Source organism: Halomicrobium sp. IBSBa (genome assembly GCF_017612575.1).
Classification (GTDB): Archaea; Halobacteriota; Halobacteria; order Halobacteriales; family Haloarculaceae; genus Halomicrobium.
The window spans coordinates 329,158-346,082 of record NZ_JADPQC010000001.1; the positions used below are offsets into that span (position 1 = coordinate 329,158).

At 66.1% G+C, this 16,925-nt stretch carries 18 protein-coding genes and 1 pseudogene; 9 read left to right on the forward strand and 10 right to left on the reverse strand.

The genetic code is table 11. The features are described from left to right. The first annotated feature begins 68 nt into the window (after nt 1-68). Nucleotides 69-1,115, forward strand: a complete 1,047-nt coding sequence (locus IL252_RS01775; RefSeq protein WP_208626248.1) for an FAD-binding oxidoreductase — start codon at nt 69-71, stop codon at nt 1,113-1,115. A 75-nt stretch (nt 1,116-1,190) separates the two neighbouring features. On the opposite strand, the gene IL252_RS01780 is transcribed toward IL252_RS01775, so the two are convergent. Together IL252_RS01780 and rocF are read right to left on the reverse strand one after the other, a co-directional pair. Further along, entirely contained in the window at nt 1,191-2,402 is a 1,212-nt protein-coding gene (locus IL252_RS01780; RefSeq protein ID WP_208626251.1) for an AGE family epimerase/isomerase, read from the reverse strand. A 106-nt stretch (nt 2,403-2,508) separates the two neighbouring features. Then, nucleotides 2,509-3,417 carry an arginase gene (gene rocF / locus IL252_RS01785; RefSeq protein WP_208626254.1) on the reverse strand — a complete coding sequence of 303 codons (909 nt, stop codon included), beginning with the start codon at nt 3,415-3,417 and terminating at the stop codon, nt 2,509-2,511. A 331-nt stretch (nt 3,418-3,748) separates the two neighbouring features. Here rocF and IL252_RS01790 point away from each other — a divergent pair, with 331 nt between their 5' ends. The 3 genes from IL252_RS01790 (at nt 3,749) to IL252_RS01800 (ending at nt 7,666) form a co-directional block, all read left to right on the forward strand. Next, entirely contained in the window at nt 3,749-4,282 is a 534-nt protein-coding gene (locus IL252_RS01790) for an HTH domain-containing protein (RefSeq protein WP_153553789.1), read from the forward strand. A gap of 110 nt (nt 4,283-4,392) precedes the next feature. Beyond that, nucleotides 4,393-6,285 (forward strand): S8 family serine peptidase, encoded by a 1,893-nt coding sequence (locus IL252_RS01795; RefSeq protein WP_208626256.1) that lies wholly within the window; start codon nt 4,393-4,395, stop codon nt 6,283-6,285. Between the two features lie 205 nt (nt 6,286-6,490). After that, nucleotides 6,491-7,666 carry an NAD(P)/FAD-dependent oxidoreductase gene (locus IL252_RS01800; protein WP_208626258.1) on the forward strand — a complete coding sequence of 392 codons (1,176 nt, stop codon included), beginning with the start codon at nt 6,491-6,493 and terminating at the stop codon, nt 7,664-7,666. Nucleotides 7,667-7,683: 17 nt separating this feature from the next. Here IL252_RS01800 and IL252_RS01805 read toward each other — a convergent pair whose 3' ends face one another. The 4 genes from IL252_RS01805 to IL252_RS01820 form a co-directional block, all read right to left on the reverse strand. Then, entirely contained in the window at nt 7,684-8,511 is an 828-nt protein-coding gene (locus tag IL252_RS01805; RefSeq protein WP_208626261.1) for a nucleoside phosphorylase, read from the reverse strand. Then, the gene (gene cdd / locus IL252_RS01810; protein ID WP_170094713.1) at nt 8,508-8,897 is read right to left on the reverse strand and encodes a cytidine deaminase; all 390 of its coding nucleotides are present in this window, start codon (nt 8,895-8,897) and stop codon (nt 8,508-8,510) included. Before cdd ends, IL252_RS01805 begins: the two co-directional genes overlap by 4 nt. Nucleotides 8,898-8,954: 57 nt before the next feature. Then, nucleotides 8,955-10,292: a phosphomannomutase gene (locus tag IL252_RS01815; protein WP_208626264.1), complete on the reverse strand. Its 1,338-nt coding sequence runs from the start codon at nt 10,290-10,292 to the stop codon at nt 8,955-8,957. A 167-nt stretch (nt 10,293-10,459) separates the two neighbouring features. After that, nucleotides 10,460-10,633 (reverse strand): hypothetical protein, encoded by a 174-nt coding sequence (locus IL252_RS01820; RefSeq protein ID WP_208626266.1) that lies wholly within the window; start codon nt 10,631-10,633, stop codon nt 10,460-10,462. A gap of 252 nt (nt 10,634-10,885) precedes the next feature. Between IL252_RS01820 and IL252_RS01825 the strand changes: the two genes are divergently transcribed. From IL252_RS01825 to IL252_RS01835, 3 genes are all read left to right on the forward strand, one after another. After that, nucleotides 10,886-11,257: a DUF555 domain-containing protein gene (locus IL252_RS01825; protein WP_015763690.1), complete on the forward strand. Its 372-nt coding sequence runs from the start codon at nt 10,886-10,888 to the stop codon at nt 11,255-11,257. Between the two features lie 152 nt (nt 11,258-11,409). Further along, complete coding sequence (locus IL252_RS01830; RefSeq protein ID WP_208626269.1) at nt 11,410-11,961, forward strand: CBS domain-containing protein; 552 nt, start codon at nt 11,410-11,412, stop codon at nt 11,959-11,961. Nucleotides 11,962-12,121: 160 nt separating this feature from the next. After that, entirely contained in the window at nt 12,122-12,274 is a 153-nt protein-coding gene (locus tag IL252_RS01835; protein ID WP_208626272.1) for a hypothetical protein, read from the forward strand. Nucleotides 12,275-12,298: 24 nt separating this feature from the next. On the opposite strand, the pseudogene IL252_RS01840 reads toward IL252_RS01835, so the two are convergent. The 4 genes and pseudogenes from IL252_RS01840 to IL252_RS01855 form a co-directional block, all read right to left on the reverse strand. Further along, nucleotides 12,299-12,433: pseudogene (locus IL252_RS01840) on the reverse strand (phosphoribosylformylglycinamidine cyclo-ligase); the annotation flags it as partial. Between the two features lie 102 nt (nt 12,434-12,535). Continuing rightward, nucleotides 12,536-13,525, reverse strand: a complete 990-nt coding sequence (purM, locus tag IL252_RS01845; RefSeq protein ID WP_208626274.1) for a phosphoribosylformylglycinamidine cyclo-ligase — start codon at nt 13,523-13,525, stop codon at nt 12,536-12,538. A 53-nt stretch (nt 13,526-13,578) separates the two neighbouring features. Then, nucleotides 13,579-14,220, reverse strand: coding sequence for a metalloprotease (locus tag IL252_RS01850; RefSeq protein WP_208626277.1), 642 nt, complete (start codon nt 14,218-14,220; stop codon nt 13,579-13,581). Further along, nucleotides 14,217-15,788: a TraB/GumN family protein gene (locus tag IL252_RS01855; RefSeq protein ID WP_208626280.1), complete on the reverse strand. Its 1,572-nt coding sequence runs from the start codon at nt 15,786-15,788 to the stop codon at nt 14,217-14,219. The genes IL252_RS01850 and IL252_RS01855 overlap by 4 nt, the downstream gene beginning before the upstream one ends. A 258-nt stretch (nt 15,789-16,046) precedes the next feature. Between IL252_RS01855 and IL252_RS01860 the strand changes: the two genes are divergently transcribed. After that, nucleotides 16,047-16,322, forward strand: coding sequence for a PadR family transcriptional regulator (locus IL252_RS01860; RefSeq protein ID WP_015763696.1), 276 nt, complete (start codon nt 16,047-16,049; stop codon nt 16,320-16,322). A 126-nt stretch (nt 16,323-16,448) separates the two neighbouring features. After that, nucleotides 16,449-16,913 carry a hypothetical protein gene (locus IL252_RS01865; protein WP_208626283.1) on the forward strand — a complete coding sequence of 155 codons (465 nt, stop codon included), beginning with the start codon at nt 16,449-16,451 and terminating at the stop codon, nt 16,911-16,913. The last annotated feature ends 12 nt before the right edge of the window (nt 16,914-16,925 follow it).

A 16,925-nucleotide genomic window follows, 5' to 3' on the forward strand; every position in this document is an offset into this window, starting at 1 on the left:
ATCTTTTGGCGGTGAGGGAAGTACAAAAAAGCGTAGTATGAAGACGCTGGGCTACGAGAGGGAAACGAATGCCAGACGTTCCGCGCCACAAGAGCAAACACGAACGGCTGGCCGCCCACCCGCTCGTCACCGACGAGGGACGCGTGACGCTCGTCGAGCCACTGGACCGGAGCCGGAACGGCGAAGTCCGGAGCGCCGTGCGGCGCGAGGTAGCGGCCGCGGGCGTCGACTGTCTGTTCGCGGACTTTCGCAGCGGCTCCGACGTCGACTGGACGGGACTGTACGAGGCGCTGCGCGCCGAGGGCGCGTCGCGCCGACGGATCGGGGCCGTGCGAGACCTCGCCGATCGGTTCGAACGTCCGTATCCGTCACTGCTGCGACTGCGTGTCGATCCCGACACGGAACTGGACTTCGAGCCGGGGCAGTACGTCACGCTGCGCAGCGGCGACACGCCGCGGGCGTACTCGCTCGCGAACGCGCCAGCGGAGCACGAACTGGAGTTCTGTATCCGGCGCGTGCCCGGCGGACGCCTCACCAGCGAACTGTTCGTCCACGTCGAGGAAGGCGACGAGGTGGTCGTCCGTGGTCCCTACGGCGAGATGGCCCTCTCGAACCCCTCCAGCCGGGACGTGGTCTTTCTCGCGACCGGCACCGGCGTCGCCCCGTTTCGCAGTATGATCGAGCACCTCTTCGCGACCGGGCAAGACACCTATCGAGGCACGGAGCGGGACGTGTGGCTGTTTCTCGGCTGTGCGTGGCGCGACGACCTGCCGTATCGCGAGTGGTTCGAGTCGCTGGCCGAGGACCACGAGCGGTTTCACTTCGTCCCGACGCTGACGCGAGAACCACTCCTGAGCGACTGGACCGGCGAAGTCGACTACGTCCAGCAGGTGTTCGCGAAGTACCTCGACGGGGCAGCGGTCGATCGCTCGTCGGTCCCGCAGTCGATGCAGCGCTACGTCGAGGCAGAACCCGTGGGGACGCAGGCTCGGCTTGACCCCGACAACCTCGACCTGTACGCCTGTGGGATCAACGCCATGGTCGAGACGCTCGTCCGGACGGCGCGGTCGGTCGGTGTCCCGGAGGCACACATGGACTACGAGGGGTTCGGGTAGGGCCGTCGACCGACGCTGTTTCGCGAGCGCCGCGACGGGACATCGCGAACCGGCGGCGGACACAGGGTAGACGGCCTACTCGGCGAAGCCGTCGGCTCGCAGGGTCTCGTAGATGGCGTTGAGCTGGTGGTAGCCGACTTTGACCTCTGGCGTGTCGTCGATGGCGTCGGTCGCGACCTCGTTGTCCGGCGTCAACTGGAAGTACCAGTTCCCGTAGCGGTCGTTGACCGCGTGGTCCAGCGCGTAGTTCCAGATCCGGTCGTACCACGCTCGATACCGCTCGTCGTCGAAGCGGTCGGCCAGCAGTGCGGTCGCGCCGATCCCCTCACACAGTGGCCAGTAGTACTTGTTCTCGACGAGCGGGTCGCCGTCCCGGTCGAAGTTGTAGACGAAGCCGCCGCGGTCGTCGTCCCAGCCGTTCTCGACGGCCGCATCGAAGAAGCGAACGGCGCGGTCGGCGAACCACGACGCTTCCCGGTGGCGGGCGAGCACCAGCAGGAGCTTGCTCCACTCCAGCAGGTGGCCCGGCTGATAGCCCCAGGGCCGGAAGAGATCGCCCGGCTTGTCGCGGTTGTACGCCCAGTCGTGGTCCCACTCGCTCGTGTAGTGCTCCCACAGCAGGCCGTCGCCCTCGTCGGCGAGGTCGCGAGCCAGCCCCTCGGCGATGCGAGCGGCGCGGTCGAGGTACTCCTCGGTCCCGGTGGCCTCGTAGGCGGCCAGCAGCGCCTCGCAGGTGTGCATGTTGGCGTTCTGGCCGCGGTAGTCGCTCGTGCCGGACCAGTCGCGGTCGAGTTCGACGCGACACCGGCCGTACTCGTCCTCCCAGAAGTGGTCGTCGAGCAGCGCGTACGCGGGCTCGATCCGCTCGCGGGCACCCGGGACGCCGGCACGTGCGGCCGTCGCGTACGCCAGGAGGACGAACGCGTGACCGTAACAGCGCTTGCCGCCGTCGGCCACCGCCTGGCCGTCGAGTTGCCAGACGTAGCCGCCGTGGCGGTCGTCGCGGTGGTGGCGTTCCAGGTGACGAATGCCGTGTGCAGCCATCTCCTCGCAGTAGTGGGGGCCATCGAGGAGTGCGCCGACGCTGTAGTTGAACACGAAGCGAGCAGTGGCCGGCAGGAGCTTGGCGCGAGCGTCGTAGACGGTGCCGTCGCGGTCGCTGATCTGTGGGACGAACCCGCCGTGGGTCGTGTCGACGGATCGCTGGTGGTAGAAATCGAGCAACGAGAGCGCGTGTCGCCGGAGGTACCGGGGGTCTCTGACCGTCGTGTCGTTGCGGGCGAGCATTGCCGGCCCGTCGACGTGACGAGTAATAAGCTTGCCCGAACGCGTGCCACTCTGTTCCAGACCGAGTGCCGTGCCGTCGGCCGGAACGGACCGACGGCGGTCCGGTTTACAGGATCCGCTTGCCCATCGCGCTGGCGGTGAGTTCACAGGCCAACTCCGCGGTCTGGTTGTGCGTGTCCAGGATCGGATTCACCTCGACGATCTCCATCGAGCACAGCTCCGTCGAGCAGTTGGCGACGTACTCCATGGCGACGTGGGCTTCCCGGTACGAGACGCCGCCCCGGACCGGCGTTCCAACCCCCGGTGCCTCGTTGGGATCGAGCCAGTCCATGTCGAGGCTGACGTGCAGTCCGTCGGCCGCGCTGCTGGCGACGGCCAGCGCGGACTCGACCACGTCCGTCACGCCGCGGTCGTCGATGTCGCTCATCGTGTAGGCCGTCACCGGCGACTCACGGATGTGTCGGCGTTCGCCCTCGTCGAGGTTCCGCAGCCCCACGAGCGCGACGTTCGCTGGGTCGACGTTCGGAGCGTGAGCCCACTCACTGCCGTCGAAGGAACCGGTCCCGAGAATCGCAGCCAGCGACATCCCGTGGACGTTGCCGCTGGGGGTCGTCTGGGGCGTGTTGTAGTCGGCGTGGGCGTCGAACCAGACGATGCCGATGTCGTCTGCCGTGGTTCCCGCGACCGTTCCGATCGCGATCGAGTGGTCGCCGCCCAGAACGAGCGGGAACTCGCCTGCACTCGCCGTCGAGTCGACGGCCGACGCGACGCGTTCACAGACCACCTCCGTCTCGGCGAGATACTTCGCTCGTCCGTCGACCGATTCGTTTGCGACCGGCTCCAGTTCCTCCGGGCGTGGAACCGTCACGTCGCCGTAGTCGACACACTCGATACCGGTCGATTCGAGCTGGTCGGCGAGGCCGGCGTACCTGATCGCCGAGGGACCCATGTCGACGCCGCGGCGATCCGCGCCGAGGTCCATCGGTGCACCGATGAGACGTACCTGTCGATCCATATCGGGTGGCTACGCGAGCCAGCACTAAAAGACAGATGGACGACGTGACCGGCGAGCCGTGCCAGCTGGGAGCGTGCTTCCTGTCAGCGGTATCTAATTGTTCTGTGAAGAACCCGGCTGACGACAGTACTCGTCGGTGTGACTGTGACGACGGGCAGAACTTCCAGTCGGGTCGCGACGAGTGTCAAAAAACACTGGCCCTGTCGAGGGACCTCGGGAAACAGCGCTGCTTCCGCTCGATTTGTGGATGTGATTTTTTACCACGATACACAGTGACAAGCAGGATGGGGCCACCGTCGGCTTTAAGGACAGGTACATCCAATCTTCGGTTATGTCATCAATCGAACTCACACCCAGTCAGAAAAACATCTTGCAGGAACTGGTCAACCTGTACAAAGAGAGCGAGAGTGCGGTCAAAGGTGAAGACATCGCCGAGAAGGTCGACCGAAATCCCGGAACGATCCGCAACCAGATGCAGAGCCTGAAGGCACTCCAGCTCGTCGAGGGCGTACCCGGTCCGAAAGGCGGGTACAAGCCGACGGCCAACGCGTACGACGCGCTCCAGATCCAGGACATGGACGACGCCGCCCGGGTCCCGCTCCGGCACAATGGCGACCTCCTCGAAGACGCCAACGTCGAAGAGATCGACCTGACGAGCGTTCACCATCCCGAGAAGTGTCGTGCCGAACTCCAGTTGCAGGGTTCGATCTCAGATTTCCACGAGGGTGACTCGGTCACCGTCGGTCCGACGCCGCTCTCGAAGCTCCAGATTATCGGTACCCTCGCGGGGAAAGACGACACCAGCAACAAGCTGATCCTGACCATCGACGACATGCGGGCACCGGCCGGCGAACCGGAACATTAATTCTGCCGTTCGTTTTCGAATAGTGGACGTTTAGCGTTTCTAACTATTATTCAACCCTTCATTTCGTGACATAAATAATAAATGCAGTCCCCCTGAATGTTTGATCGTCCATGACGGACAAAGACATTGGGGGGAGTACCAGACGAACCTTCCTCGGGACAGTAAGCGGTATCGTTGGATCAACAGCAGTCGGCACTGCGGCCGCGGTGGAGGGGCGAGATCCCGACGGAAACGGCGGTGATTCCCGTGATCCGGGAGAACTGATCGTCGGGATGGAGCCGACGGCCAACGCCGCCGAGACGAAGGCGACGATCCAGTCGGGACTGCCCGAAGGAGCTTCGGTCGTCGGCGAGAACGACACGCTGGGGTACATGGAAGTTCAGTTGCCCCAGCAGACCGGACCACAGGCACAGTCGGCGGCCAAGAAAGACCTGGAGAACCGGCCCGGCGTCGCGTACGTCGAGCCGAACACGACCTACTATCCGATGGTCATCGACGTGGACGACCCACGGGTGGGAGAACAGTACGCTCCCGAACTGGTGAACGCCGGTGGGGCGTGGGAGACGACGTTCGGATCGACCGACGTGACGATCGGCGTCGTCGATCAGGGGACCCAGTACACCCATCCGGACCTCGAAGCGCAGTTCGGACAGGTCAAGGGTCGGGACTTCGTCTCCGACGACGACGACCCGAGTCCGCGAAGTGGGAACGGACACGGGACCCACGTCTCCGGTATCGCGGCCGGGACGACGAACAACGCGACCGGCATCGCGGGCATCTCTGACTCCTCGCTGCTGGCCGCACGCGCACTCGGGGGTAGGGGCGGTGGCGGCGTCCTGAGCGCGATCGCAGACGCGATCGTCTGGTGTGCGGACAACGGTGCGGACATCATCAACATGTCTCTGGGCGGCGGTGGCGCGTCCCAGACGCTGCGCAACGCCTGTGACTACGCGTTCGAAAACGGCGCACTGCCGATCGCTGCGGCCGGAAACAGCGGTCAGCGCGGCGTCTCCTATCCGGCGGGCTTCGACTCCGTCGTCGCCGTATCTGCGGTCGGACCGAACGAGACACTGACCGACTTCTCGCAGTACGGCCCCGGAGTCGACGTTGCCGCGCCGGGACTGAACGTGCTCTCGACGTACCCGACCGACGGCTACAACTCGCTGTCTGGAACGTCGATGGCCTGCCCGGCGGCCGCGGGCGTCGCGTCGCTGGCACTCGCGATCGACCCGGACCTGTCGCCACAGGAGCTCAAAGACGTGCTCACCGAGAGCGCGCGGGACATCGGCCTCCCGTCGGACCAGCAGGGCAGTGGTCTCGTCGACGCCGGTGCGATCGTCGACGCCGTCAACGACAGCGACGACGGCTACACGGCACCGACGGCGACGCTTTCGGTCGACACGACCACGCCGATGGTCGGAGACGACGTGACCTTCGACGCGAGTGGGTCGACGGACCCGGACGGATCGATCCAGTCCTTCGAGTGGACGCTGGGCGACGGCACGACGGCGTCCGGCCCAGAGGTGACACACGCCTACGACTCGGCCGGCGAGTACACCGCGACCGTCACGGTCACCGGACCTGGCGGGCTGACCGACTCCGCCTCGGAGACCATCTCGGTCGAGGACTCCGACGGCGGCGGCGGCAGTGAGTACCCACAGTGGGACCCCAACGCCACCTACACCAGCGGCGACCGCGTCGTCTACGACGGCTCCGTCTGGGAAGCCCAGTGGTGGACCCAGGGCGACGAGCCCGGTTCGAACCAGTGGGGTCCGTGGGAAGAGATCGGACCCGCAAACGGCGGTGGCGGCGACGATGGCGGCGACGGCGACAACGGTGACGACGGCGACGGCGGCGACAGCGAGTACCCGCAGTGGGACGCGGACACCGCCTACACCGGCGGCGACCGCGTCGTCTACGACGGCTCCGTCTGGGAAGCCCAGTGGTGGACCCGAGGCGACGAGCCGGCAGAGGAGAAAGCGGTCTGGGAACGCGTCTCCTGATCGCTGTCACACCGTCGGCTGTCGCTCCGTGACGGCGTCCGCGACGCCGGGTCGCGGATAGCACGACGCAGCGATCGGCCGACAGCACGACCCTACCGCCCGTCGTTCCCATCAGATCGGGGAGACGTAGCGAAGGGACAACGCAGTTGCCACGCGAGAGCGATTTCAAAGCCTTTGTATCGCCCGCTGCCCGACCTTTTCACACATGACCGACAACGTTGTCGTTCTCGGAGCTGGCTACGCCGGCGCGGGTGCGATAAAGAGCCTCGAAGACGAACTGAACGGCGAGGCCGACATCACTTGGATCTCGGACACCGACTACCACCTGGTGCTCCACGAGTCTCACCGCTGTATCCGTGACCCGACCGTCCAGGAGAAGGTGACTATCCCCGTCGGCGACATCAAGTCTCGACAGACCGACTTCGTGCAGGCGTCGGTCGCCGACATCGACACCGAGGAGCGCGTCGTCGAACTCGACGACGACTCGACCGTCGAGTACGACTACCTCCTCGTCGCGATCGGTTCCCAGACCGCCTTCTTCGGTATCGACGGGCTGGAGGAGTACGCACACACGCTCAAGTCGCTGGACGACGCCCTGAACATTCACGACGCCATCGCCAGCGCCGCCCGAGACGCGACGCAGAACGATCCCGCTCAGATCGTCGTCGGCGGTGCCGGCCTCTCGGGCATCCAGACGGCCGGCGAGATCGCCGAGTACCGCGACGAGCGCCGCGCGCCCCTGGAGATCCACCTCGTCGAGGGACTCGACGAAGTGATGCCCAACGGGGACCCCGAGCTCCAGGGTGCGATCCGCAAGCGCCTCGAAGCGGCCGACATCAACATCATGTGTGGCGAGTTCATCGGCGAGGTCGACGAAGACACGGTCTACGTCGGCGAAGAGACGGAACTCGACTACGACGAACTCATCTGGACCGGCGGCATCACCGGCCGCGACGCCGTCCGCGACGTGGAACTGGACAAAGACGAACGCTCTCACCGCATCGACTCCGAGCGTGACTTCCAGACCTCCGACGAGCGCGTCTTCGCCATCGGCGACTGCGCGCTGATCGACCAGCCCGGCGACGACCCCGCACCACCGACCGCTCAGGCCGCCTGGCAGGCTGCCGAGGTCGCCGGTCGGAACCTCGCGCGCGCCGCCCGGGGCCAGCCACTGGACACGTGGACCTACGACGACATGGGGACGGTCGTCTCCGTCGGCGACAAGGCTGTCGCCCACGACGTGGAGTACATGGGTATCAGCGTCCCCGTCGACACGTTCGGTGGCTTCCTCGCAGAGAACCTCAAGAAGGCCATCGCAGCCAAGTGGATCCGCCGAGTCTCGACGACCGGCCGGGCCGCCAAGGCCTGGCCCGACATGTAGACGGCGGCCACTGCCCACTATTCTCTCTCGACTGATAGCCCGGCGTGCCAGTGGTCGGCGTCGCTAGCTTCGACGGCCTCGTCCATCTGTTCGAGGTAGTCGACGGCGAGGCTCGCGGTCTTTGCGGCCTTGCGTTCGCCCGCCGTCCGGAACTCGCCGGTGACGCGGTTGGCGTAGACCGTACAGACCGCGCCGGCCCGGAGTCCGTAGAGGTTGGCCAGCGTCAGGATGGCGCTGGCTTCCATCTCGAAGTTGAGGACGCCGGCCGCTCGCAGCGCTTCGATGCGCTCGTCGCTCCCGCTGGCCTCGAACCCCTCGAAGCCGGGCCGTGACTGGCCGGCGTAGAAGCTGTCCGTCGAACAGGTCAGTCCGAGGTGGTAGTCGTATCCTAACTCCTCTGCGGCGGCGACGAGCGCCGAGACGACGCGATGATCGGCGGTCGCGGGGTAGTCCTCGCGGACGTACTCCTCGCTGGTCCCCTCCTGTCGGACCGCGCCGGTGGTGATGATCAGATCGCCGATGCTGGCCTGCTCCTGGATCGCGCCACAGGAACCGACGCGGAGCAGCGTCTCGGCGTCGACGCGAGCCAGTTCCTCGACGGCGATGGCTGCCGAGGGCGACCCGATCCCGGTCGACGTGACCGAGATCGGCGTGCCGTCGTACTCGCCGGTCGCCGTGCGGTACTCTCGGTGGTCCGCGACGACCTCGTGGTCGTCCCACGACTCGACGACCTTGGCGACGCGCTCGGGGTTGCCCGGCAGGAGGACGCTGGGTGCCACGTCGCCCGGCGCGACTTCGAGGTGGTACTGCTCGCCGTCGTTGGGATCTTCGCTGTCGGCGGTCATTCCAGGTGCTCCCGTGAGATGGTCGCCGGAATCAGTTCGCCCAGCTGGTACGTCGTCGTCTCGCCGTCGCCCTCGTCACAGATCACCGGCAGGTCGTCGTCACAGAACTCGATCAGCGTCTGGCGACACATCCCGCAGGGAGTGACGCCGTCGCGGGCGTCCGACGAGACGGCGATCCGCTCGAACGCTCGGTGGCCGTCCGCGACCGCGCTCCCGACGGCGACCTCCTCGGCGTGGAGGCTGTTGCTGTAGTTGGCGTTCTCGATGTTACAGCCGGTGTACACCGCGCCGTCGGCGGTCTCGATCGCCGCACCGACGCCGTACTCGGAGTAGGGCGCGAACGACTCCTCGACGGCCGCTCTGGCTGCCTCGACCAGCGAATCCATGTGCGAGCCCACGGTTGGCCCGGTCAAATAGCCATCGCCCAGCAGTCGCCAGCTTGCTCAGGCCGCCGTGGCGACCGCCTGCTCGACGGTCTCGGCGACCCGTTCGACGAGGGCGTCTACGTCGTCGCTCTCGGCGTACACCCGGACGTAGGGCTCGGTGCCGGAGGGACGCACGAGCGTCCACGAGTCGTCTGGGAACGTCAGGCGGACGCCGTACTCCGTCTCGACGGCGGCCTCGGGGAACGTCTCGGGAAGTGTCGTCGCCAGCCGCTCCATCGTCGCCGTCTTGTGCTCGTCCGGACAGTCCACGCTGTGTTTGCGGTAGGGCCGCTCGGTGACGGGCTCCCGGAGCGCGTCGAGTCCCACATCGGCGATCAGCGTCGTCAGGACGGCGGCGCTGGCGACGCCGTCGATCCACCCGCCGAAGGCCGTGTGGACGTGTTTCCAGGGTTCGGCGGCGAAGACGACGGTCCCCTCCGCGGCAGCGATCCCCTCGTGGAGCGCACCGAGACGGATCCGTTCGACGCGACCACCGGCCTCGTCGACCCGCTCGTCGATCCGGCCGGAGGCGTTGGGCGTCGTCACGACGACGGGGTCCCGAGCGGACGAGCGGCGAACGTAGTGTTCGGCCAGTATCGCGAGGACGGTGTCCTCGTGGACCACGTCGCCGTCGGCGTCGACGATCACGATGCGGTCCGCGTCGCCGTCGTGGCCGATGCCGAAGGCCGCGTCCGTGTCGGCGACGAACGAGCGGAGTGCAGCCAGTGACTCCGGCGTGGGCTTGCTCTGACGGGCGGGAAAGTGGCCGTCGACCGACGCTTCGAGCGCGCGTACGTCCGCACCGAGTGCGCGGAGGACCTGTGGCGTCGCGAGCGCTCCCATCCCGTTGCCACAGTCGACCGCGACCGTGACATCCGGGGGCTCGTTCCCGTGATCCGCCGCGTAGGCCGCGACCGCGTCACGGTACTCGTCGAGCACCGTGGCCCGCTCCGTATCGCCCCACGCGGACCACTCGGCGGCGTTGTCGCCGGCAGCGACTCGCTCCTCGATTCGTTCCTCGGCCTCGCGGTCGTACTCGCTGCCGTCGACGAACAGCTTGATGCCGTTGTCCTCGGACGGATTGTGACTCGCCGTGAGCATGACGCCCCGCCGGCCCTGCGAGGCGTACGCGAGCGCTGGCGTCGGACACTGACCGATGCGGACGACCGAACCGCCCGCGCTTTCGATGCCCGCTTCGACGGCCGCGGCGAGGGCCGGGCCGGTGACGCGACCGTCGAGGCCGACGACGAACTCCGCGCCGTCGCGGCCGACCGCCTGGCCGACCCGAAGTGCGCGTTCGGGCGTCACTGTCTCGGCGACCGTACCACGGATTCCCGCCGTCCCGAACAGTTCCATACGTCACCGGTCGTGCGGGCCGCACTTGGGGGTAGCGGTACACTCTCGTGGTGGCAGTCGGTCTCGAACGGATCGACGGCGGAGAATCATACTGCCGGCTGTCACTTCGTGGAGAGCCTCGTCACCTCGGGGTGGCGAAATCGGTCACAGATGTACAGCCGGAAGTATCAGTTCGGCGTCGCACCCGCGTACGCGTCCTCCAGTCGAAGCACGACTCTGTGGATCGGCAGCGACAGCCCCATCCGACCGAACAGAAGTGCGATCGGGAGCAACACGATGCCCAGCAGCAGGCTGAACTGGTACAGTGCGAACACGAAGCCGCGGTAGAGTTGGGATTCCATCGTCCCTCGCTCTGCTATGGGCGAGTAGCAGTATATAAAGGTTAGCATCGGGGCACTGGCATCGAATCGACCGCAGTCGTGCGGTTTCGTCGATTCGTCCCGTCGACGCTTCCCGTCTCGAAGAGCCGCCGATGTTCGGGTAATGGAGCCGTTGGCACGACGGGACGTTCGCATAACTTATGACGATATTCGCCGTCTCGTGCGCAGGCACGAATCAAAACACACGTGTAGTGGGGACGCGGAGAAACGTGTATGAATTACCTCGTGGCGATGGAAGCAGCCTGGTTGGTCAGAGACGTCGAAGACATCGACGACGCGATCGGTGTCGCAGTCAGCGAAGCGGGGAAACGCCTCAACGAGTCCGAGATGGACTACGTCGAGGTCGAAGTCGGTGCGACGGGCTGTCCTGCCTGTGGCGAGCCCTTCGACTCCGCGTTCATCGCCGCCGACACCGCGCTGGTCGGCCTCGTCCTCGAGATGAAGGTGTTCAACGCGGAGTCGATCGAACACGCCCAGCGGATCGCCAAAAGCGAGATCGGCGGGTCGCTGCGCGACGTACCGCTGAAGGTCATCGACACGATCGAGTTCGAGGGCGAAGAAGCCGACGCCGACACGCAAGCCTGAGACGGCCGGCGATCGCTGTCACAGACCGCACACCCCCAGTGGCGAAGTGTGTCACAGACGGGTAATCACAGCAGACGGCTCGTTCTACCGTGGCGCTCGAACGTCGACAGCGCCGTCGGTGTTTTTATATATTACCGTAGGTAATTAGGGGTATGGAACTTCCGACGCCCGACGATCTGCGGGAACGGCGGACCGAGCTTGGCCTGACCCAGAGCAAACTCGCGGACCGGGCAGACGTATCACAGCCGCTGATCGCGCGGATCGAGGGCGGCGACGTGGACCCGCGGCTGTCGACGCTGCGACGGATCGTCAACGCTCTCGAAGAGGCCGAAGGCGGCATTCTCCGGGCCGACGAGCTGATGAACGCCCCGGTCCACAGCGTCGCGCCGGACGACTCCGTCCACGAGACCCAGGACATCCTCGACGAGGGCAAGTACTCGCAGGTGCCGGTCGTCCGCGACGGCACGCCCGTCGGCCTGATCGGCCACTCCGACATCATCCAGCACGACCGCGAGAACGTGGGCGACCTCCCGGTCGCCGACGTGATGCACGAGTCGATCGCGACCGTCGAGACCGACGCGACGATCGACGAGATCGACGCCTACCTGACTCACAACGACGCCGTCCTCGTCGTCGACGCCGGCGAGACGGTCGGCATCATCACCGAAGCCGACATCGCGGCCCACGTGAGTAGTAGCCAGTGACAGTCGATACACACCCGATCGCACGACGACAGCGCGATCTGCGTGTCACTCGTTTCGATTGACGGTATCGCGAACGTCGGCTCGTCGTCCGTGTTAGTCGCCGTATACCCCCGTGAACGGTCGGTCCCCCTTTTGCTGTCCCGTCGCGTCCAGAGCAGCAATGACGGTTCGTCCCGACGACGACAGACTGCACCGGCAGCTCGAAACGGCACTCGAAATTGCCGAGGACGATCGCATCAGATATCACCTCCGCGAGGCCCTCCAGTTGCGACTCGTCGCGGACGAACCGAGAGAACAGGAGATCGAGCGGTAGCCCGCTCCGCTCGCGTTCGGCCGCTCACCCGGTCAGCTCTAGCCCGCGGACGGCAACACAGCCTTCGCCGTCCGTGACCTCGCCGATGACGCGCCCGTCGGTCGCCTCGACGACGGTCTCGGCGGCGCGTTCCGGCATCGCGGCCACGAATCCGGTCCCGCATCCACCTTTTTCGTCGTCGGGTTCGCTCGCGGTGCTCGCGAACCACTCCTCGAAAAACGTGGGCGAAAAATGTGGCTCGCTCCGCTCGCATTCAGCCGCTCATCCGGTCAGCTCTAGCCCGCGGACGGCAACACAGCCTTCGCCGTCCGTGACCTCGCCGATGACGCGCCCGTCGGTCGCCTCGACGACGGCCTCGGCGGCACGTTCCGGCATCGCAGCCACGAACCCAGTCCCCATGTTGAAGGTCCGGTGCATCTCCTCGTCGGAGATCGAGCCCTCCGACTGGACGAACTCGAAGATCGGCTGGGCGTCGAATGGATCGGTGATCTCGTAGCGGTGGTCGCCCATCCGGGTGAGGTTCGTCCAGCCGCCGCCGGTCACGTGGGCCGCAGCGTGGGTCTCGGCGTCCCGGAGCGGACCCAGCACGTCGGTGTAGATTCGGGTCGGCGTCAACAGTGCCTCGGCGATCGTCTGCTCGGGATCGCGGGGGTAGTCGTCGGTGTACTCGTGGTTCGCGGTGACGGCCTCGCGAGCGAGGGTGAGACCGTTGGAGTGGATCCCATCCGAGGGCCAGCCGACGATGACGTCGCCGGGTTCGGCTTCACCGGGGAAGACCGCGTCTTTGGGCGCGAGCCCGGCACAGGTGCCGGCGATGTCCAGCCCCTTGATCACGTCCGGCATCACGGCGGTCTCGCCGCCGACCAGCGCCACGTCGGCCCGCTTCGCGCCCTCGCGCAGTCCGGCACCGATCTGCTCGGACTCCTCGTCGTCTGGCTCCTCGACTGCGAGATAGTCGACGAACGCGACCGGTTCGACCCCCGTCGCCACGAGATCGTTGACGTTCATCGCGATGCAGTCGATGCCGATCGTCGAGTAGTCGTCGATCGCTTCGGCGACGAGGAGCTTGGTCCCGACGCCGTCGGTCGCCAGCGCGAGGTACTGGTCGCCGATGTCGACCAGCCCCGCGTAGTCGCCCTCGAACTCGCCGGCCGCTCCGATGAGCGCCGCCGTCGCGGCCTCGCTGGCGTCGATGTCGACGCCGCTCGCCGCGTAAGTCAGCCCCTCCTCGTCGTCGCTGTCGTCGGTCATATGCGAGAGCGGGCGGGCCGAGAGCAAAAGACCACCGTTTCCGTGGGACCGGACTACAGTCCGGGAACGCCGGCCAGGAGCACGAAGACGCCAAGCAGGAGCATCGGCGCGGCGACGACCGCGTAGACCGGCTTGCTCCAGGCCAGGACCTTCTTGCCGTCGAGGGGACCGAACGGGATCATGTTGAAGCCCGCGAGCAACAGGTTGATCGAGACGCCAAGCGCCGCCAGCTCGAACAGGAGGCCCCCGAAGAGCCCGAGCCAGGCGACGACCAGCGGGACGACGAACACCAGCGCGAGCACGACGTTGGTCACGGGGCCGGCGAGTGCGATCAGCCCGTTCTCGCGCTCGGTGATTCGACCGCGGTGGTGGACCGCGCCCGGTGCGGCAAAGAGGAAGCCGGCCAGCGCGCTAATCACAGCCAGGAACAGCATGTTGTAGTCGGCGCGAAACTCCGCGATCTGGCCGAACCGGACCGCGACGACCTTGTGAGCGAGTTCGTGCAACAGAAAGCCGATCCCCGCGGTGAACAGACTCACCGCCAGCGCCCCGACGACCGCAGTCGGGTTCGGCGGCCGGCCGGCGAGCAGGCCCTGGACCATGTCGTAGTTGATGAAGATCGCGAAGGCCAGACCCAGCGCGAGCCACGCGATCAGGAGGTCCTTGAGTTCGCGCTCGCTGAAGCGGACGTTCATCGCACCAGCCCCCACAGCAGGTCGGCGCTGTTCTGTGCGCCCTGGATCATGAGCCGAACGACGCCGTCGACGCCGTTGACGTTCGGTGCGCCGGCCGCGATGATCGGCAGCAGCGTCGTCGCGAACAGCGCACTCGCGATCATGCTCCCGACGTTGGTCATCGCGACGATGAGGATGAGTCTGAACAGGGGCACCGCCCGAAGCCGCTGGAAGATGTCGGACAGCGGGGCCTGCTCGTCGTCGAGAATCTCGTTGAGCGTGCCGATGTCGCCGACGTTGACGTCGACGTATCGCAACTCGATGTAGCCCGCGAACCACCCGGGCGCGAGCAGCGGATTGACGCTCGTGAGCCACGCGACGGCTCCACCGACGGCGGAACTCGACCAGTGAGCACCGGCGAGTCGTGCCAGGGCCGCGGCGACGATCCCGTTGACGAGGAACCACGTCCCGAACAGCGTGAGCAGGAATTCACTGGAGGCCCCCGGCACGCCGGTGTAGACTGCCATCGCCAGCAGGAGGAAAAAGACCAGGAAGCCCAGCGTAAAGAGGTATCCAAAGAGCTTGTACGGCGAGAACCAGCCGCCGGTTTCGCGCCCGACCAGCGAGGACTCGGGCGGCAGCTCTTCGGGGTGGTCGAGGTAGCGTTCGATCCCCGCACGGTGGCCGGCACCGACGATGGCGACGACGTGATAGCCGGCGTCACGGAGGTCCACGAGGTTGTGTGCGATGTAGGCGTCGCGCTCGTCGATCAGGGCCTCCGCACCGCCCGGCGAGAACTGGCGAAACTCCTCCATCATCGCCGTCACGACGTCCACGTCGGTGAGTTCGGCCGGGTCGAACTCCTCGTACTCTTCGCCGCCACTGGCGCGGGTCAGCAGCGCGAGAACCGGGATCCCGACCACCAGTGCGACGCCGAGCGCGACGACGAGCCCGTCTGCGACGGCGACACCCAGACCGCCGAGCCCACCGACGAGCGGGAGCGAACTGCCGAGCCAGTTCCCGGCCGGAACCACGAGCGGACCGATCGTCGACTCGACGACGACGCTCACCAGCACCCCGATCGTGAGGCCGATCGAGAGGCCGACGGTGCGAGAGTCGCCCATGCCGGCGAACAGAGCGCCGACGAGGGAGAGCTTCTCCCAGAAAGAGAGACGCGCCCAGAACCGCTGGACCGTCATCTGGATATCGCGGTCGACGAGTGCGACCCCCAGACCGTTGCGTTCGGCCGTCTCGACGGCGGCCATCATATCTGCGCCGGGACTCACGTCGAAGCGGTCGCCCAGTCGCGTCTGGACGTACGACAGCATCCAGTAGGCCAGAAACTGAAAGACCGTGTTACCCCGAAGCAGATCACTGGCGTCGAGATCCTCCGGCGTCTCGCCTTTCATCTGCCGGTAGCGACCCTCGTCCAGCTCGACGGCGACCACGTCGGGCTGTTCGTCCTCGATCGTCCGTTCGACTTCCTCGACACTATCCTGTGAGACGTGTGCCGTCCCTACTACCGTCACACGCCCCTCCCCACCACCCCCCTGTGGCAGATTGCGCGTGGTCTCGGCGCGGTCGGTCATCACACCGGCTACACGGCGGCCACTGTTATGCGTTTCTGTCGGTCACGACTGTCGGTCGGCCGTCAGGTATCTTGTCGGAACGAAGACTATTCACTGTATCGAACTATCACGGAGAACCTCGAGCTCATCTAACACTATTGCTTTCCGCCCGGTAGCGCGCAAAATTACTGGACGGCTCGCGATTACATTGTGGTTAGTGACTTTCGAACATCCCAGAAAACGTGATATATCGTGGTTTTCAATATACGTCCGAGTTCAATGTACGATCTGACTGGATTTCAGCGTGACTTGCTGTACGTGATCGCAGGACTGGACGAACCACACGGGCTCGCGATCAAAGACGAGCTCGAGAAGTACTACGAGAGCGAGGTGAACCACGGACGCCTGTATCCGAACCTCGACACGCTCGTCGAGAAGGGGATGGTCGAGAAGGGACAGCGCGACCGACGAACGAACTTCTACGCCCTGACCAGTCGTGGCAAGCGCGAGCTCAACGCCCGCCAGGACTGGGAGTCCCAGTACGTCACCGCGTAGCTCGGCGCTCGAACCCGCGTCGGCGTGTCGATGTCACCGACAGCCGTCCGAATACTCGCTACCGCCTCCCGGCGTCGCGATCTTCGACGGCACACGCTTATACCACAACCAGACGAACGCCCAGTTATGCCACTGGACGTAGAACCGCCGGCACCGCCCGAACTCGACACCGCCGTCGACGCCAGCGACTACGACGACGTCGACGTGGACACGAGCGAGTACCGGCGCGAAGAACTGGAGGCGTTCTTGCAGGACGGTGCCTGGAAGCAGGCGTTCACGGAGTGGGCCGAGACGACCGACCTCGACGAGACGGCGTTCGGGATCGTCAGAGAACTGGGTCTCGTCGAGCAGTTCGACTTCTTCTGGGACGACTTCGCACAGCGGGTGGGGTACCACGCACCGGGACTGCCCGAGGACTGGCGAGAACGGTCGCTGCACCCGGATCTGAACTCCTGGGACACCGTCTCGGGGATCAACGCCGGCATGGCCGAGCTGGGACGGACGGTCAGCGAGACGCTCAAGGCCGATTACGTCGACTGGCAGACAGACCCGGATCTGCCGGACGATCTCCCGGAGTTCGGCGACGAGTGACGCCGCGGCCGT

Bases quoted from the DNA above. Each gene is read 5' to 3' on its own strand.
- IL252_RS01775 (WP_208626248.1), top strand. From the start codon at position 69: ATGCCAGACGTTCCGCGCCACAAGAGCAAACACGAACGGCTGGCCGCC.
- IL252_RS01780 (WP_208626251.1), bottom strand. From the start codon at position 2,402: ATGCTCGCCCGCAACGACACGACGGTCAGAGACCCCCGGTACCTCCGG.
- rocF (WP_208626254.1), bottom strand. From the start codon at position 3,417: ATGGATCGACAGGTACGTCTCATCGGTGCACCGATGGACCTCGGCGCG.
- IL252_RS01790 (WP_153553789.1), top strand. From the start codon at position 3,749: ATGTCATCAATCGAACTCACACCCAGTCAGAAAAACATCTTGCAGGAA.
- IL252_RS01795 (WP_208626256.1), top strand. From the start codon at position 4,393: ATGACGGACAAAGACATTGGGGGGAGTACCAGACGAACCTTCCTCGGG.
- IL252_RS01800 (WP_208626258.1), top strand. From the start codon at position 6,491: ATGACCGACAACGTTGTCGTTCTCGGAGCTGGCTACGCCGGCGCGGGT.
- IL252_RS01805 (WP_208626261.1), bottom strand. From the start codon at position 8,511: ATGACCGCCGACAGCGAAGATCCCAACGACGGCGAGCAGTACCACCTC.
- cdd (WP_170094713.1), bottom strand. From the start codon at position 8,897: ATGGATTCGCTGGTCGAGGCAGCCAGAGCGGCCGTCGAGGAGTCGTTC.
- IL252_RS01815 (WP_208626264.1), bottom strand. From the start codon at position 10,292: ATGGAACTGTTCGGGACGGCGGGAATCCGTGGTACGGTCGCCGAGACA.
- IL252_RS01820 (WP_208626266.1), bottom strand. From the start codon at position 10,633: ATGGAATCCCAACTCTACCGCGGCTTCGTGTTCGCACTGTACCAGTTC.
- IL252_RS01825 (WP_015763690.1), top strand. From the start codon at position 10,886: ATGAATTACCTCGTGGCGATGGAAGCAGCCTGGTTGGTCAGAGACGTC.
- IL252_RS01830 (WP_208626269.1), top strand. From the start codon at position 11,410: ATGGAACTTCCGACGCCCGACGATCTGCGGGAACGGCGGACCGAGCTT.
- IL252_RS01835 (WP_208626272.1), top strand. From the start codon at position 12,122: ATGACGGTTCGTCCCGACGACGACAGACTGCACCGGCAGCTCGAAACG.
- purM (WP_208626274.1), bottom strand. From the start codon at position 13,525: ATGACCGACGACAGCGACGACGAGGAGGGGCTGACTTACGCGGCGAGC.
- IL252_RS01850 (WP_208626277.1), bottom strand. From the start codon at position 14,220: ATGAACGTCCGCTTCAGCGAGCGCGAACTCAAGGACCTCCTGATCGCG.
- IL252_RS01855 (WP_208626280.1), bottom strand. From the start codon at position 15,788: ATGACCGACCGCGCCGAGACCACGCGCAATCTGCCACAGGGGGGTGGT.
- IL252_RS01860 (WP_015763696.1), top strand. From the start codon at position 16,047: ATGTACGATCTGACTGGATTTCAGCGTGACTTGCTGTACGTGATCGCA.
- IL252_RS01865 (WP_208626283.1), top strand. From the start codon at position 16,449: ATGCCACTGGACGTAGAACCGCCGGCACCGCCCGAACTCGACACCGCC.